Raw genomic sequence first — 12,692 nt, forward strand, 5'->3', positions numbered from 1 at the left:
AAATCAACAGACAAGTTTGACGTAGCCAAATATTAAAAGTCCCTATTAAATGAATTGATCGAATTCACAAGGAACATTATTAATCAGAGAGGCATTTTCTTCTGTTCTTTCTTATTGTACTGTTTGGAGATCGTTTTAATCATAAACACCCCTCCAATTAGGGCAAGTAAGTTCAGTGAGTCTCCGAAATGAAATGATAGATTAATGTTGTTATGTACATATAGTTTCTTGTTTTTTAAAATGCCTTTAGTTTCTTTGTCTGTATGATTCAATGTAATTCCCCCAGCTAATTTATACCTTCTTAGCAATCCCTTGAACACGATATAAATATATGAGTATATATATTTTTATATGCTGACAAGTTATATGAACAATTGGAACCTGTCACAAGGAATATTGAATTGGAGGTTGCTGGAATTTGATTTGGGATAAGAGAATTCATTTGGGTGTTTCCTTAAATGTGACATTAATAACCTTTTCTGTCTTATTGTTAAATTCAATATTTACAAAAACCCCAAATTCTCTTCGATCTTTTAACCAAAATTTAAATCTCTCCGTTGATGTTTGATTACCCTTCTTTCTCCCAATATGGAGATAATCAATGATTTGGGCATTTGGGTACTTTTCCTGCGTTTTCGTCAATGCCAGACGTCCCCATTTAGCATAGGAAGGAATAGGTTTCTGTTGGGCGTATGTGGTATTTGTTAGATGAAGTGGAACGACACTACTTAAGCAAAAAACGAAACTAATGATGAAACGAATGATTAATTTTCCCATGCGGCAAGCCTCTTTTTTACTATTATCTTTCGTTTTTTAATACTATCTTATACGGGAATATCCGAGGATTAGGGGCAGTCCACTTTAACTGGCAGTAGACAAATGAACGGCGAATTTCACCAAATAATGGGCATATTTCTTTTAAGGTAGTTACTTGTCAGAGGAGTGAGTTTTTTTGAAATGCCCACAAAGTCTCCTAAGCAAAGGCTTCGAATCAGACCAGTTGATATAAGGAATGTGAAATTTTGTCTTTGCTTTTTTCAATTATACGATTTACATGCACTAGGACTAGTTGTGAAGTAAGGATTCCGATAAGCATATGGGATGGAATAAGAAATCGTTTGGCTTTTACTTTCATTTTTAACTTCATCATATTCCTCAAGTGTAACCAGAACTTTGTCACCTTTTGATGAGGTAATATCAACAATTTGTCCGTCCAATTCATTTTTAATAGCTTCAAACGTCACATCCCTAAACAAAAAGGTGCGGAAAGAAATTATTGTCAGCGTAATGGTGTACTTGTCTTTATTTATAACAATTTGATTGCCAATAGCAGTAATCTTCCTTTTGTGTATAAGATGAAAAGAAATAAGGTATTCAAGTGGAGCAAATAAAAAGATTAGAAAATTGTTGGAGAAAGGTAATTCAGTGGAACTCAGTAATGAACTATACTAAAATGAGGACCTTCCATTGGGGCATTTTTCTAGTGGCAATTAGAATTTTGATGGCTGTTTTTTTGTAAATAAGGTTAATGTAAACTATCTTAATGAAATTCTACTTTATTTAGCAAGTTTTGAATCTGGTCTTAGAAGTATCAAATTACTGAGCAACTTTCATATTGACCTTATTTATGTCCATTTGTTAAAATCCTTTTATGAATATTAAATCTTCCCAAACTCATTAATAGTGAGTGGTGAAATTTTGTAGAGCTTTGGCTCTGTTTCGTTCACCCGTTATCCGCTCGTGGATAACGGGTATTTTTTTTGGAAAGTTATTGATACGAGGTGGAGGAAGTAGATGCAGAATTTTAAGTATTCACTGTTGGTTTTATTAGGTGGGCTTAGTTATGGACTCCTATCAACAGTGGTGAAACTTGGCTTTTTAGACGGATTTTCCGTTCAAGAGCAAATAGGAGGTCAATATTTATTTGGTTGGTTAGTACTTTTATTAATCGACCTTCTTTTCTCAAGGCATAAAGTTTTAAAGAAGCAGGTGATTATCCTGCTAATTGTTGGAACAACGATGAGCATGACAGGTATTTTTTATGGATTTGCTGTGGAGGAATTATCTGCGTCAGTTGCTGTTGTTTTTCTATTTCAATTTTCCTGGATGGGTGTTTTTATTGAGGCTTTTGCGAATAAGATTTTTCCAAGTCTGGGCAAAATTCTATCTGTTATTATTTTATTCATTGGTACACTTTTCGCTGGAGGTGTATTTCAGGGATTTTTACAAGAATTTTCATGGAAAGGAATTATATTCGGATTACTAGCTGCTCTTTCTTTTTCTTTCTATATTTTTGTAAGCAGTCGTGTAGCAACAGAGGTACCTCCTTATACAAAAAGCTTAATCATGGCAACCGGGGCAACAATTATGATTTGTATTGCCTTCCCACCAGTCTTTATCATTGATGGAACCTTGCAATCGGGACTATGGAAATATTCTGTGTTTCTTGGGTTATTCGGTATTGTTATTCCTAATGTCTGTTTCACAATTGGAGCTCCAAAAGTAGGTCCAGGTCTTAGTACGATTTTAGGTTCAATTGAACTACCAACAGCAATCATTGCTTCGATTACTTTGTTAAACGAAGCGGTATCTGTACTTCAATGGGTTGGAATCGCTCTTATATTGTTCGGAATTATTGCCCCCCAATATTTATTAAATTGGAAGGAAAAACGCCAGTTTAGTAAAGAAGTAGCGTAAAATTGATTTAGGACACAGTGATTCTTAATTTCTATCATAGATTCAATCAATGATTGAGAAAAAATGAAATTATTGTAGAATGAATGAAAAAATGATCATTTATAGGTAGGGGTGCCCTAAGGTAATGAATGGACGTCAATTAGAATTATTAAGGTTTCTTAGTAAGCAGATGGAATGGACAAAGGGAAATGTTCTTGCAAACCTTTTAGGCGTTAGTGTTAGGACCATTCGTAACGATATCCAGATGATTAATTCTAATTTTTCAAAAGAAAAAAAGGAATTAATCACTTCTTCAAAGCAAAATGGCTATTTCCTTTCAGAAAAACAACTCGTAAATATGTTAATTCAAAGACAACACAGTTTAATTCCTTCTAGCGCCGATGAAAGAATTACCTATATTTTAAGAAAGCTACTTTTTTCATCGGAAACCATAAATTTATTTGATGTTGCTGATGAACTTTTTGTAAGTGAATCAACGATTGAAAAAGACATTCAACGGATTAAGCTCCAGTATCTTATTGACTTGGAATTGGAAAGAAGAGATAATCAAGTGCTGCTATTGGGAAACGAAAAGAGTAAGCGCTCCCTTTTAGTAAGAGTTTTATTAAATGAAGCAAGGGGAAACATATTTGATATCGTTCCCTACTCTGGGTTCTTTAATAAAGTAAATCTACAAGACATTAAAGATATATTATTAAAAAACATTAATCAGCATGAAATCCACTTAACGGATATGGCACTTATGAACGTAGTTCTACATCTTGCCATTATTACCGATAAAATTATTTTAAACGATCATCCGATATCCATTAGTGAATTTACTGTTCAGTATGAAGAAGAGGACCTTGTAATAGCCAATAAAATTAGTGAATCTATTAGTGAATTATATGATATAACCTTTCCTCATCCAGAAATTAACTATATTGCACAACTTATCGCTGGTAAGAAGACCCTTAATTATAGAGCGAGATTAAGAAACGAGATTGAAAGAAATGAAAATCCCTTCTACCTCAATTTAACAAAGCGATTACTTAAATCAATTAATGAGAAATTTTTAATTGATTTTCAAAATGATGATGAGCTGTTTGTTGGATTGTGTTTACACATTAAAGAATTACACAATCGTGTCAATCGCGGGGGAACCCTCAGAAATCCAATTCTAGAAGAAACAAAAAAAACCTATCCATTAATCTATGAAATGGCAAAATTCGTAGGAAATCTATTTGGTAAATTAGTTGCTCAAGAGCTTTCTGAAGATGAATTTGGTTTAATTGCCCTGCACCTTTGTGCTTCACTAGAACGTGCAACTATCAATAACACTTGTAAAAAAAAGGTAGCGATTATCTGTCCAACAGGATTTGCTTCAAGCCAACTCATTAAAGCAAAGCTGCAAAAATATGCTGATTATATTAAAGAGATTGGGTTATTTTCTTTAAATGAGCTGGAGCAACTATCGCTTTTTAAGCCAGACCTTGTTTTAACAACAATCCATATGGAATTAAATACATCTGGTCGAGTATTACTTGTTTCACCCTTTATCACAGAAAATCAGGAAAAACAGCTTAATAATTTCTTTTTAGATAAACGTGAAGGAATTAAAGGAAGTGAGAATTATTTCAAGGAATCACTCTTTTTTAATCATTTAGATTTTTCAACACCTGATCAAGTAATAGAATTTCTTTGTAGAAAGTTAAATGAGCAGCACTATGTACCGAGGGACTATGAGAATTACATTAAAAAGAGAGAAGCGATTTCACCGACATCGTTTGGAAATCTTTTAGCTCTTCCCCATCCTAGTGAAAAAGTTGCTAAAAAAACTATTATTTCGATAGGTATTTTAGAAAAACCAATCCAATGGGGTATGCAACAGGTACAACTTATTCTACTTTTTGCGCTTGCTAATGATGGAAAAGAACTGCATGATCATTTATTCCGCGATCTAATTAGCCTTTTAGAAAAACCAAGTAAGATGAAAAATATTATCCGAGTAAATTATTTTCAGCAATTTTTGGATGAGATATCAAAATAACAATGATACTAAGCATTCGCAGCTATTCTTGCAGCGGGTGCTTTTTTCTTGCTTCGGATTTACGAGTAATTACTTTCCTAAGGCATGAGGAAAAACTTTATTTCTCAAAACTTTGATTAAAAATTATAGTAAAAGTGTGAAAGATATTTCAAAGACAGGGGGCACACACCATGAATTATGAAATTCAAACGGTATCCTTTGGCCTAATTCTCCATAGTGGGAATGCAAAAAGTATTGGAATGGAAGCCATTACCCACGCAAAAAAAGGAGAAATAAAAGCAGCAAGGGAAAAAATTGATCACGCAAAGGATGAGTTGAAGAAAGCTCAAAAGGTGCACGCAGGTTTGATTTATGAAGAAGCTAACGGCAATTCACCAGAGTTTTCATTATTACTTATGCATGGTGAGGACCATTTTGCAATTGGTCAAATAATAGTTGAATTAGCGATAGAGATAGTAGATCTTCATGAGAAAATAGAAAGCAGGTGTAATGGATGAGGAAGAATTTTCTTTGGGGAACAGCAACAGCATCCTATCAATGTGAAGGTGGCTGGGATGAAGGCGGCCGTGTTCCTTCACTTTGGGATACGTATCTTCACAATAATCATTTAGAGAATGGTAATATTGCTTCTGATCATTATCACCAGTACAAAGAAGATATTCGCCTGATGAAAGAGGGGGGACATAATTCGTACCGTTTTTCACTCGCATGGCCAAGATTAATAAAAAATCTTGAAGGGGAGATAAACCCGGAGGGAATTCAATTTTATCATAATGTCATTGATGAATGTCTAAAAAATGGAATTGAACCATTTGTTACTATTTTTCACTGGGATTTACCACAGTATTTAGAGGATATTGGCGGTTGGACAAGTCGTAGGATTATGGCAGCTTATGAAGAGCTTGTAAAACTGGTGTTCTCTGAATATGGTAAAAAAGTTACCTATTGGACTACCTTTAATGAGCCTAGATACTATGTTTTTAGTGGATATAAAATTGGAAATTACCCACCAGGAGTTAATGATACGCAAAAAACCATTGAAGGTTCTTTTTACATGATGCTCGCGAACGCAAAAGCGATAAAAATCTACAAAGAAATGGGCTTAAAAGGGAAAATTGGAATTGTACATAGTTATGCACCAATCTTTGGTGTGGATGATTCCTTAGAAACGAAAATGGCGATGAGAAATGCCGATAACTACTTTAATAATTGGATTTTGGACACTGCTATTAAAGGTGAAATTCCAATAGATATGTTAACGAAATTGAACGAGAAGTACAATCTCTCCTTTATTCTACCGAAAGACCTTAAAGATATTAAAGAAAATACGGTTGATTTTATCGGCTTAAACTATTACGCTAGAGCTCTTATTCGCCCTTATTCAGGTGGAGAGACAGTACTTAGGATTAACAATAGTGGTTCCTTAGCCAAAGGAACTAGTAAAGTCGTGGTAAAAAATTGGTTTGAACAAGTGTGGGATCCAAACTCTGAGTTTACAGAATGGGATACAGAAATTTTTCCACAGGGACTTTATGAAGGAATATTAATGTCTTATAAAAAATATGGCATTCCTATCTATATAACTGAAAATGGTGTAGCAGATTATGAAGATGTGAGCATAGACCAAGTCCAAGATGAGAAAAGAATTGTCTTTTTAAATGATCACATTGATGCAATACTTCGGGCAGTTGAGGCTGGTGCTGATGTACGAGGCTATTACATTTGGTCAACGATGGATTTATACTCATGGAAAAATGGATGTGAAAAACGTTACGGGCTTGTAGCAATTGACTGGGAAAATCAGTGTAAAAGAAAGCCGAAAGCTTCTTATTATTGGTATAAAAAGGTATGTGAATCTAACGGAGAAATTATCGAAAGGAAGAGAGAATATGAAACAAATTTTGTTAGTTTGTAATGCTGGAATGTCATCAGGCATCCTTGCAAGAAAAATGGAAATTGCCTCCGGTGGTAAGATGAAAATTATGGCGGTAGGTGTTAGTGAATATAAGGATCACATAGAAAATAAGGACCTTTTATTAATAGGACCTCAAATCCGATTCCAATTGGAGGAAATCCGTAAAGCTGTTTCCGCTCCGGTCATTCAAATCGATTTTCAAAAGTATGGATTAATGGATGCTGAAGGAATTCTAAATGATATTAGAAAGCACTTAGAGTAATTGGTTTAGAGAAGGTGTCGGGCACCCTGTAAACCACAGATGCCCATAAATACAATAGAGTTCTATTTTAAAGGGAGGGTTAATCATGAGTAGGTTTTCTGCAATGAGTCAGGTAATGGAAAGAAGAATCATGCCAATTGCAAATAAAATGGGACAACAACGTCATTTGGCTGCGATTCGCGATGCCTTCATAACTTTATTACCAATTAATTTAATGGGTGGCCTAGCAGCCATTGTTAAATCACCCCCAGTTACAGAGTCGACAACCAATGGTATATTGCTTGCCTGGAAGGACTTTGCTGTTGCAAATGAATTGCTATTAAACTGGTTGTATGCCTTTACGCTTGGTGCCATGTCTTTGTATATTTGTGTTGGCGTGACTCACTTTTTATGCCGTCATTATAACTTAAATAGTTTTATTCCGATTTTATTTTCACTAGTTGGATTTTTCCTTACTGTTACAGAACCTCTTGAATTAGGATGGGAGGGAAAATCATTATCTTTTTCATTTATTGATGGAAAAGGGATTATCCCAGCCTTAATTATTGCCATTCTAACGACAGAATTGTATCAATTGATGAAAAAGAAGAATTTCGGGAAAATCTCTATGCCGCCTGGTGTGCCGCCCAGCTTAAGTGATGTATTTGCCTCTCTATTTCCTGGAATGATTTTGATTACAATTTATATTTTGATCTTTGTTTTATTCCGTTCGTTTGACTCATCATTCGCCAGCTTTATTTTTACGAAAATGGCACCAGCCTTTAAAGCAGCAGATAGCTTAGTTTTTGTTATTTTTATAACTGTACTTACGCACTTCTTATGGTTCTTTGGTATCCATGATGCTGCACTTTCAGGGGTTGTTGGTCCAATCCGTGACGGCAATTTATCAATTAATGCCTCTGCAAAGGTAGCCGGAGAAGTTCTACCCAATATATTTACTACTCCATTTTGGGTATACTTTGTTGCTATTGGCGGGTGTGGAGCTGTACTTGGTTTAGCTGTTATTTTATTGTTTTCAAAATCTAAGCAGCTAAAAACATTAGGGAGAGTTGGGTTCCTTCCTGCCTTATTTGGGATTTCTGAACCATTAATCTTTGGAATCCCATTGATGCTTAATCCTATTTTCTTCGTACCATTTATCTTTGCTTCAACAGTAAATGCAGTGATTACATTTTTGCTTATGGATTGGGGCATGATCTCGAAAACTTTTTCAATGGTTTCATGGAATATGCCTTCGTTCTTGGGAGCTTTCTTTTCAACTTTAGATTGGAAAGCATCGGTTCTAGTCATTGTTTTGACTATTTTAGATACCGTAATCTACTACCCTTTCCTAAAAGTTTATGACCGTCAGCTGTATATTAGAGAACAAGAATGTAATAAAAAGAACATTGAATCTGGAGATAGCATTAATCTTAATTAGTGGAAAATATTAAAGGTATCGGAAAGGGACCCTTTAGATTTAACTCAAAATGCATTCTAAATAAGCAGTTAGGAATGCCTTTTCTATTAGTGAGTAATTACAGAAAAGACAGAATTTTAATAATATCTTATACAGGAATATCCAAGAATTAGGCACTCCCTGCTTTAACTAGGTGAAATCTAATGAACGGCGAATTTCACCAAATAATGGGCATACTTCTTTTAAGGTAGTTACTTGTTAGAGGAGTGAGTTTTTTTGAAATGCCCGCAATGTGTTTATACCAATCCAGATGGAGTAAAATTCTGCATAAACTGCGGTGAAAAGTTTCATAAAAATAATGGTGAAGAGGATGATACCAGTTATTTTTATGAATTTGCTCATTATGTTGATATGGTTCCAAAATTTGAACGATCCATTGAGCCGAAGTTTCAAAATGTGTTTTCGCGTGTTTTTCGTAATCATAGTGAACTGGAAGCGGAACGTCTGTTTATCGTAGGAACAGCCCTGACAACTCCAAAAATATCGGAAGTGAAAGAAACTTGGCCAAAACCTTGGCTTTTTGCAAGGGTGTTCATCATTGCGCTTCTAGCATTCACAGGATTTTACATTGGTGTTAGCTATTTTGGGAATGTGAACTTTATCCCTGGTCTTATTATTATTGGCTCGTTTGCAGTTCCATTTACAACACTAATCTTTTTCTGGGAGATGAATGCTCCTCAAAATATTGCCTTTTATCGAGTGATTTATGTGGTATTGATTGGCGGTATTCTCTCCATGTTAGCTGCACTTGTTTTTTTCGATATTTTGAAAAACAATATAAACCCGATTACGATTGGCATTGCTGAGGAACTGGCAAAAGCGATAACCGTCATTACCTTTGTACGATACCGAAAATACAGATATATTCTAAACGGTCTTCTCATGGGTGCCGCCGTTGGAGCAGGCTTTGCGGCGTTTGAGACAGCCGGATATGCGCTTAGGGCCATGCTTTCCGGTGACGGCGCAAATCTCTACAACACGATTCTATTTCGAGGAATCTTTGCTCCCGGTGGGCATATTGCCTGGGCAGCTCTTACTGGCGCGGCCTTCTGCCGAGTGCAAGGGGACCATCCATTTAAACTAAAACTGCTTTTTCATGTTAAGTTTTTGCGTGTGTTTTTCTTAGTGGTCATCATGCATGCTCTATGGGACACTTCGATACCTGGTATGTCTCCCTTTGGACACATCTTTTTAACAGCTGCTTCATGGGTTGTTGTGTTCCTGTTTATTCGTGTCGGTCTAAAGGAGATTGGGGAAAGAAAAATAATGACGTAAGTTCGAGAGCGTAACTCATAATGGGAAGCGCTCTTTTTTTTGTTGGCTAGGAAATAATAAGTAAGGTAATGGTGGGAGCCTAAGTTCTCATAAAGCCCGCACTGATAAAAGAGGCAGCAAAAAGGTCGTTATGAAACGTTTATAAAGCCCGAATCGATAAAAGAGGAAGCAACCCGGTCGTTATGAAACGTTTATAAAGCCCGAACCAATAAAAAAGAAAGCAACCCCGGTCGTTATGAAAGGCTCATAAAGCCCGTACCGATAAAAGAGGAAGTAAAAAGGTCGTTATGAAGGGCTAATAAAATCCCGTACTGCTGAATATTCTTATAGCTTAGTCACCAAGAAAGTTTGATAAAATAGTGAATATTAAGCTTACTTTTATATTAATATGACTTCTTTAAAAAGGACCTGTCATAAATGGGCACAGATTGTCAGGAAAGATGGAATTAATGTTAGTAGACTTAATGTAGAAAGGAGAGAGGTTCACATGGAAGGGCTTCAAAGAATGCTGGATAGCATCGAGTATATGGAAAGTAATTTAGACACCAATCTATTGATTGACGATGTTGCCGCTGCAGCGTGTATGTCTAAATTTCACTTCCAACGAATGTTTAACATGTTGACGGGGTATACCGTGAGTGAATATATCCGAAATCGCCGTATTACAGTAGCTGCACAGGAATTGGTTAATTCCAAGGCTAAGGTGATTGACGTTGCCATGAAATATGGATATGAAAGTCCAGAATCCTTTACAAAAGCGTTTCGGAGAATTCATGGAATTAATCCCTCTGATGCCAAAAAAAACAGTCAAATCTTGAAGGCATATCCGAGACTCTCTTTTCAAATTCAGTTAAAGGGTGATGTAGAAATGGAATACAAGATTGTCGAAAAAAATGCTTTTACTGTGGTAGGAAAAAGTATTCGCACATCAACAATTGGTGGAGAAAATCACCGAAATATAGCGGCTTTCTGGGTTGAATCAAATCAGAATGGATTTTCACGTGAGCTTGCAAAAAACTGTGGTCCACTGGGTTTAATAGGAGTTTGCATGGATTTTGATAAAGAACAAGAAAATCTAACTTATTTAATTTGTGCAGAAAAGAATGTTGATCAGATTCCTTCAGATTGGGAGGAACGACAAATTCCTTCTGCTACCTGGGCGATTTTCCCAGTAAAGGGTGCCATGCCTGTTACCATACAAAAAGCATGGGGAAGGATCTTTTCAGAGTGGTTTCCGGCAACCGGATATCAGCATGCTGATGGACCCGAGTTGGAAGTTTACCCTAGCGACGCTGACCCTTCATCCGAGGATTATTATAGTGAAATATGGATACCTATTAAAAAGTAACAAAAAAGCACAAGGGCATTCGGTTCTTGTGCTTTCTTTATTTACCTTAAATGGAGCTCGAATGTTCCACAAGCTTGCAGGTTTAAAACCAAACTTAGAATAATAATCATTCTGTCCTAAGCCAATGACAGAATGATAACCTAGCACTTTTGCCCTGTTTAAAGCAGCATAAGTAAATTTCCATTTATAGTCTTGCATTCTTTCATTATAATTTCGGATCTAATTTCCAGCATATACCTTAATATAATAACCGTATAGTTTCCAATTGTGTTTGTCGGTATGGTATTTTAATAATAGAAATACTATCGAACCAATTTTCAAAAGGAGACATTAAAATGGCTAACACACATACTTTTAGCACAGGTGAGGAAGTTGCCAATTCCATTACTCATGGAATAGGTGCCCTTCTAAGTATAGCAGCACTAGTATTACTAATTGTATTTTCCTCGTTATACGGTAATGTTTGGCATATAGTTAGTTTCACTTTATTTGGTTCTACCATGTTCTTAATGTATACATCGTCGACACTCTTGCATGCTTTCCCTGAAGGAAGTAGAGTGAAAAATCTATTTGAAATATTCGACCATTCTTCAATCTATTTTTTTATTGCTGGGTCCTACACTCCATTTATGTTTATAGCTGTTAAAGGCTGGATCGGTTGGACGATTTTTGGGATTGTCTGGGGAATGGCCATCGGTGGCACCATTTTTAAATCCTTTTTTGTGAAGAAATTTTTGTTCACATCCACGGCGTTATACGTATTAATGGGGTGGTTAATTGTTTTTGCTTGGAAACCTATATCCGAGTACATGCATCCTAATGGTTTACTGTTTTTGATTATTGGTGGGGTGCTATATACGTTAGGATCTGTTTTTTATATTTGGAGGGGATTCAAGTTCCACCATGCTGTATGGCACATTTTCGTCATTGGCGGCAGCATTATGCACTTTTTCAGTGTGTTAACGCTTTTAAATTAATTCGCTCCATGAAGACCTTTTAGGAGGTCTTTTTTGTCGTTATTTATCGGTATTAACCGGTTCAAACGAATAGTACAATTTGCTATAATAATTAAATTAAAGGGGGTGCTTACAGATGGAGAATCATGATCGATTGTCTGGTACTTCTTCCACTCATGCAAAGCCTATTAATGGAAAGGCGATACTTTGCATGGGGCGAAATATTTAAAATTATCGCTGAACAGCTTTTCTACTAATTTGGCTTTGCACCTTATTTTTTTCAAAATCAAAATAAGGGGCTGGCAGAATTGAAATATATGAATGCAAATAAAGTTTTACCTGAAAAGCTAGTTTTGGAAATCCAAAAGTATGTACAAGGGGAAACTCTTTACATTCCGAAGCCTGAAACGAAGCACCAGAAATGGGGGACTTCGAGTGGCGGGAGAAAGCTGCTTGATTACCGTAATGCCACAATCAGAAATTCTTTTTTTAGTGGCAGCAGTATCGAACAACTAGCTAAGGAACATTTCCTTTCAACCGAAACCATTAAGAAAATAGTTTATTCACATAAAAAGTAGTGGAACAGCACTGATGATCACCGTCATCGGTGCTTTTTTATGTAAAGGCTCTGTTAAACGGCACTGTTGATTTTTTATACTATGTTGATTGGAGAGGAAGGCACGAAGACTCCTCGAAAATGCTAACGCATTTCCTTCGTGCATGAGCGAAATCTAGGAAGAAAATCAATGTC

The 12,692-nt window shown here is 35.9% G+C and carries 13 protein-coding genes and 1 pseudogene; 10 read left to right on the forward strand and 4 right to left on the reverse strand.

The features are described from left to right. Window positions 1–83: 83 nt before the first annotated feature. The 3 genes from V7083_RS01760 to V7083_RS01770 all read right to left on the reverse strand — a co-directional run bounded on the left by V7083_RS01760 (window position 84) and on the right by V7083_RS01770 (window position 1,244). Entirely contained in the window at window positions 84–272 is a 189-nt protein-coding gene (locus V7083_RS01760; protein WP_335474728.1) for a hypothetical protein, read from the reverse strand. Between the two features lie 166 nt (window positions 273–438). After that, window positions 439–777 (reverse strand): DUF3889 domain-containing protein, encoded by a 339-nt coding sequence (locus V7083_RS01765; protein WP_335474730.1) that lies wholly within the window; start codon window positions 775–777, stop codon window positions 439–441. Window positions 778–1,037: 260 nt separating this feature from the next. Continuing rightward, window positions 1,038–1,244 carry a hypothetical protein gene (locus V7083_RS01770; RefSeq protein WP_335474732.1) on the reverse strand — a complete coding sequence of 69 codons (207 nt, stop codon included), beginning with the start codon at window positions 1,242–1,244 and terminating at the stop codon, window positions 1,038–1,040. A 550-nt stretch (window positions 1,245–1,794) separates the two neighbouring features. On the opposite strand from V7083_RS01770, the gene V7083_RS01775 reads away from it, so the two are divergent. The 8 genes from V7083_RS01775 (at window position 1,795) to V7083_RS01810 (ending at window position 10,985) form a co-directional block, all read left to right on the forward strand. Next, window positions 1,795–2,697: an EamA family transporter gene (locus tag V7083_RS01775; RefSeq protein WP_335474734.1), complete on the forward strand. Its 903-nt coding sequence runs from the start codon at window positions 1,795–1,797 to the stop codon at window positions 2,695–2,697. A 124-nt stretch (window positions 2,698–2,821) separates the two neighbouring features. After that, the gene (locus V7083_RS01780) at window positions 2,822–4,726 is read left to right on the forward strand and encodes a BglG family transcription antiterminator (protein WP_335474736.1); all 1,905 of its coding nucleotides are present in this window, start codon (window positions 2,822–2,824) and stop codon (window positions 4,724–4,726) included. Window positions 4,727–4,896: 170 nt separating this feature from the next. Then, a complete protein-coding gene (locus V7083_RS01785; protein ID WP_335474739.1) occupies window positions 4,897–5,223 on the forward strand; it encodes a PTS lactose/cellobiose transporter subunit IIA in 327 nt (108 codons plus the stop codon). Continuing rightward, on the forward strand, window positions 5,220–6,641 hold the full coding sequence (locus V7083_RS01790; RefSeq protein WP_335474741.1) for a glycoside hydrolase family 1 protein: 1,422 nt from the start codon (window positions 5,220–5,222) through the stop codon (window positions 6,639–6,641). The genes V7083_RS01785 and V7083_RS01790 overlap by 4 nt, the downstream gene beginning before the upstream one ends. Beyond that, window positions 6,616–6,903: a PTS sugar transporter subunit IIB gene (locus tag V7083_RS01795; protein ID WP_335474743.1), complete on the forward strand. Its 288-nt coding sequence runs from the start codon at window positions 6,616–6,618 to the stop codon at window positions 6,901–6,903. The genes V7083_RS01790 and V7083_RS01795 overlap by 26 nt, the downstream gene beginning before the upstream one ends. A gap of 85 nt (window positions 6,904–6,988) precedes the next feature. Continuing rightward, complete coding sequence (locus V7083_RS01800; protein WP_335474746.1) at window positions 6,989–8,323, forward strand: PTS sugar transporter subunit IIC; 1,335 nt, start codon at window positions 6,989–6,991, stop codon at window positions 8,321–8,323. Between the two features lie 255 nt (window positions 8,324–8,578). Further along, complete coding sequence (locus V7083_RS01805) at window positions 8,579–9,637, forward strand: PrsW family intramembrane metalloprotease (RefSeq protein WP_335474748.1); 1,059 nt, start codon at window positions 8,579–8,581, stop codon at window positions 9,635–9,637. A 487-nt stretch (window positions 9,638–10,124) separates the two neighbouring features. After that, the gene (locus V7083_RS01810) at window positions 10,125–10,985 is read left to right on the forward strand and encodes an AraC family transcriptional regulator (protein ID WP_335474750.1); all 861 of its coding nucleotides are present in this window, start codon (window positions 10,125–10,127) and stop codon (window positions 10,983–10,985) included. 33 nt (window positions 10,986–11,018) lie between these two features. Here V7083_RS01810 and V7083_RS01815 read toward each other — a convergent pair. After that, window positions 11,019–11,156, reverse strand: a pseudogene (locus V7083_RS01815) (GNAT family N-acetyltransferase); the annotation flags it as partial. Between the two features lie 164 nt (window positions 11,157–11,320). On the opposite strand from V7083_RS01815, the gene trhA reads away from it, so the two are divergent. Both trhA and V7083_RS01825 read left to right on the forward strand, forming a co-directional pair. Next, the gene (trhA, locus tag V7083_RS01820; RefSeq protein WP_335474752.1) at window positions 11,321–11,962 is read left to right on the forward strand and encodes a PAQR family membrane homeostasis protein TrhA; all 642 of its coding nucleotides are present in this window, start codon (window positions 11,321–11,323) and stop codon (window positions 11,960–11,962) included. A gap of 287 nt (window positions 11,963–12,249) precedes the next feature. Further along, window positions 12,250–12,519, forward strand: coding sequence for a CD3324 family protein (locus V7083_RS01825; RefSeq protein WP_335474754.1), 270 nt, complete (start codon window positions 12,250–12,252; stop codon window positions 12,517–12,519). Window positions 12,520–12,692: the final 173 nt, after the last annotated feature.

It is taken from the genome of Bacillus sp. JJ1764, from assembly GCF_036962145.1.
In the GTDB taxonomy this organism is placed as follows: domain Bacteria; phylum Bacillota; class Bacilli; order Bacillales; family Cytobacillaceae; genus Neobacillus.

What these genes read in the sequence shown, in the direction of transcription:
- V7083_RS01810 (WP_335474750.1), top strand. Translation starts at nt 10,125, where the DNA reads ATGGAAGGGCTTCAAAGAATGCTGGATAGCATCGAGTATATGGAAAGT.
- V7083_RS01775 (WP_335474734.1), top strand. Translation starts at nt 1,795, where the DNA reads ATGCAGAATTTTAAGTATTCACTGTTGGTTTTATTAGGTGGGCTTAGT.
- V7083_RS01790 (WP_335474741.1), top strand. Translation starts at nt 5,220, where the DNA reads ATGAGGAAGAATTTTCTTTGGGGAACAGCAACAGCATCCTATCAATGT.
- V7083_RS01800 (WP_335474746.1), top strand. Translation starts at nt 6,989, where the DNA reads ATGAGTAGGTTTTCTGCAATGAGTCAGGTAATGGAAAGAAGAATCATG.
- V7083_RS01765 (WP_335474730.1), bottom strand. Translation starts at nt 777, where the DNA reads ATGGGAAAATTAATCATTCGTTTCATCATTAGTTTCGTTTTTTGCTTA.
- V7083_RS01785 (WP_335474739.1), top strand. Translation starts at nt 4,897, where the DNA reads ATGAATTATGAAATTCAAACGGTATCCTTTGGCCTAATTCTCCATAGT.
- V7083_RS01795 (WP_335474743.1), top strand. Translation starts at nt 6,616, where the DNA reads ATGAAACAAATTTTGTTAGTTTGTAATGCTGGAATGTCATCAGGCATC.
- trhA (WP_335474752.1), top strand. Translation starts at nt 11,321, where the DNA reads ATGGCTAACACACATACTTTTAGCACAGGTGAGGAAGTTGCCAATTCC.
- V7083_RS01780 (WP_335474736.1), top strand. Translation starts at nt 2,822, where the DNA reads ATGAATGGACGTCAATTAGAATTATTAAGGTTTCTTAGTAAGCAGATG.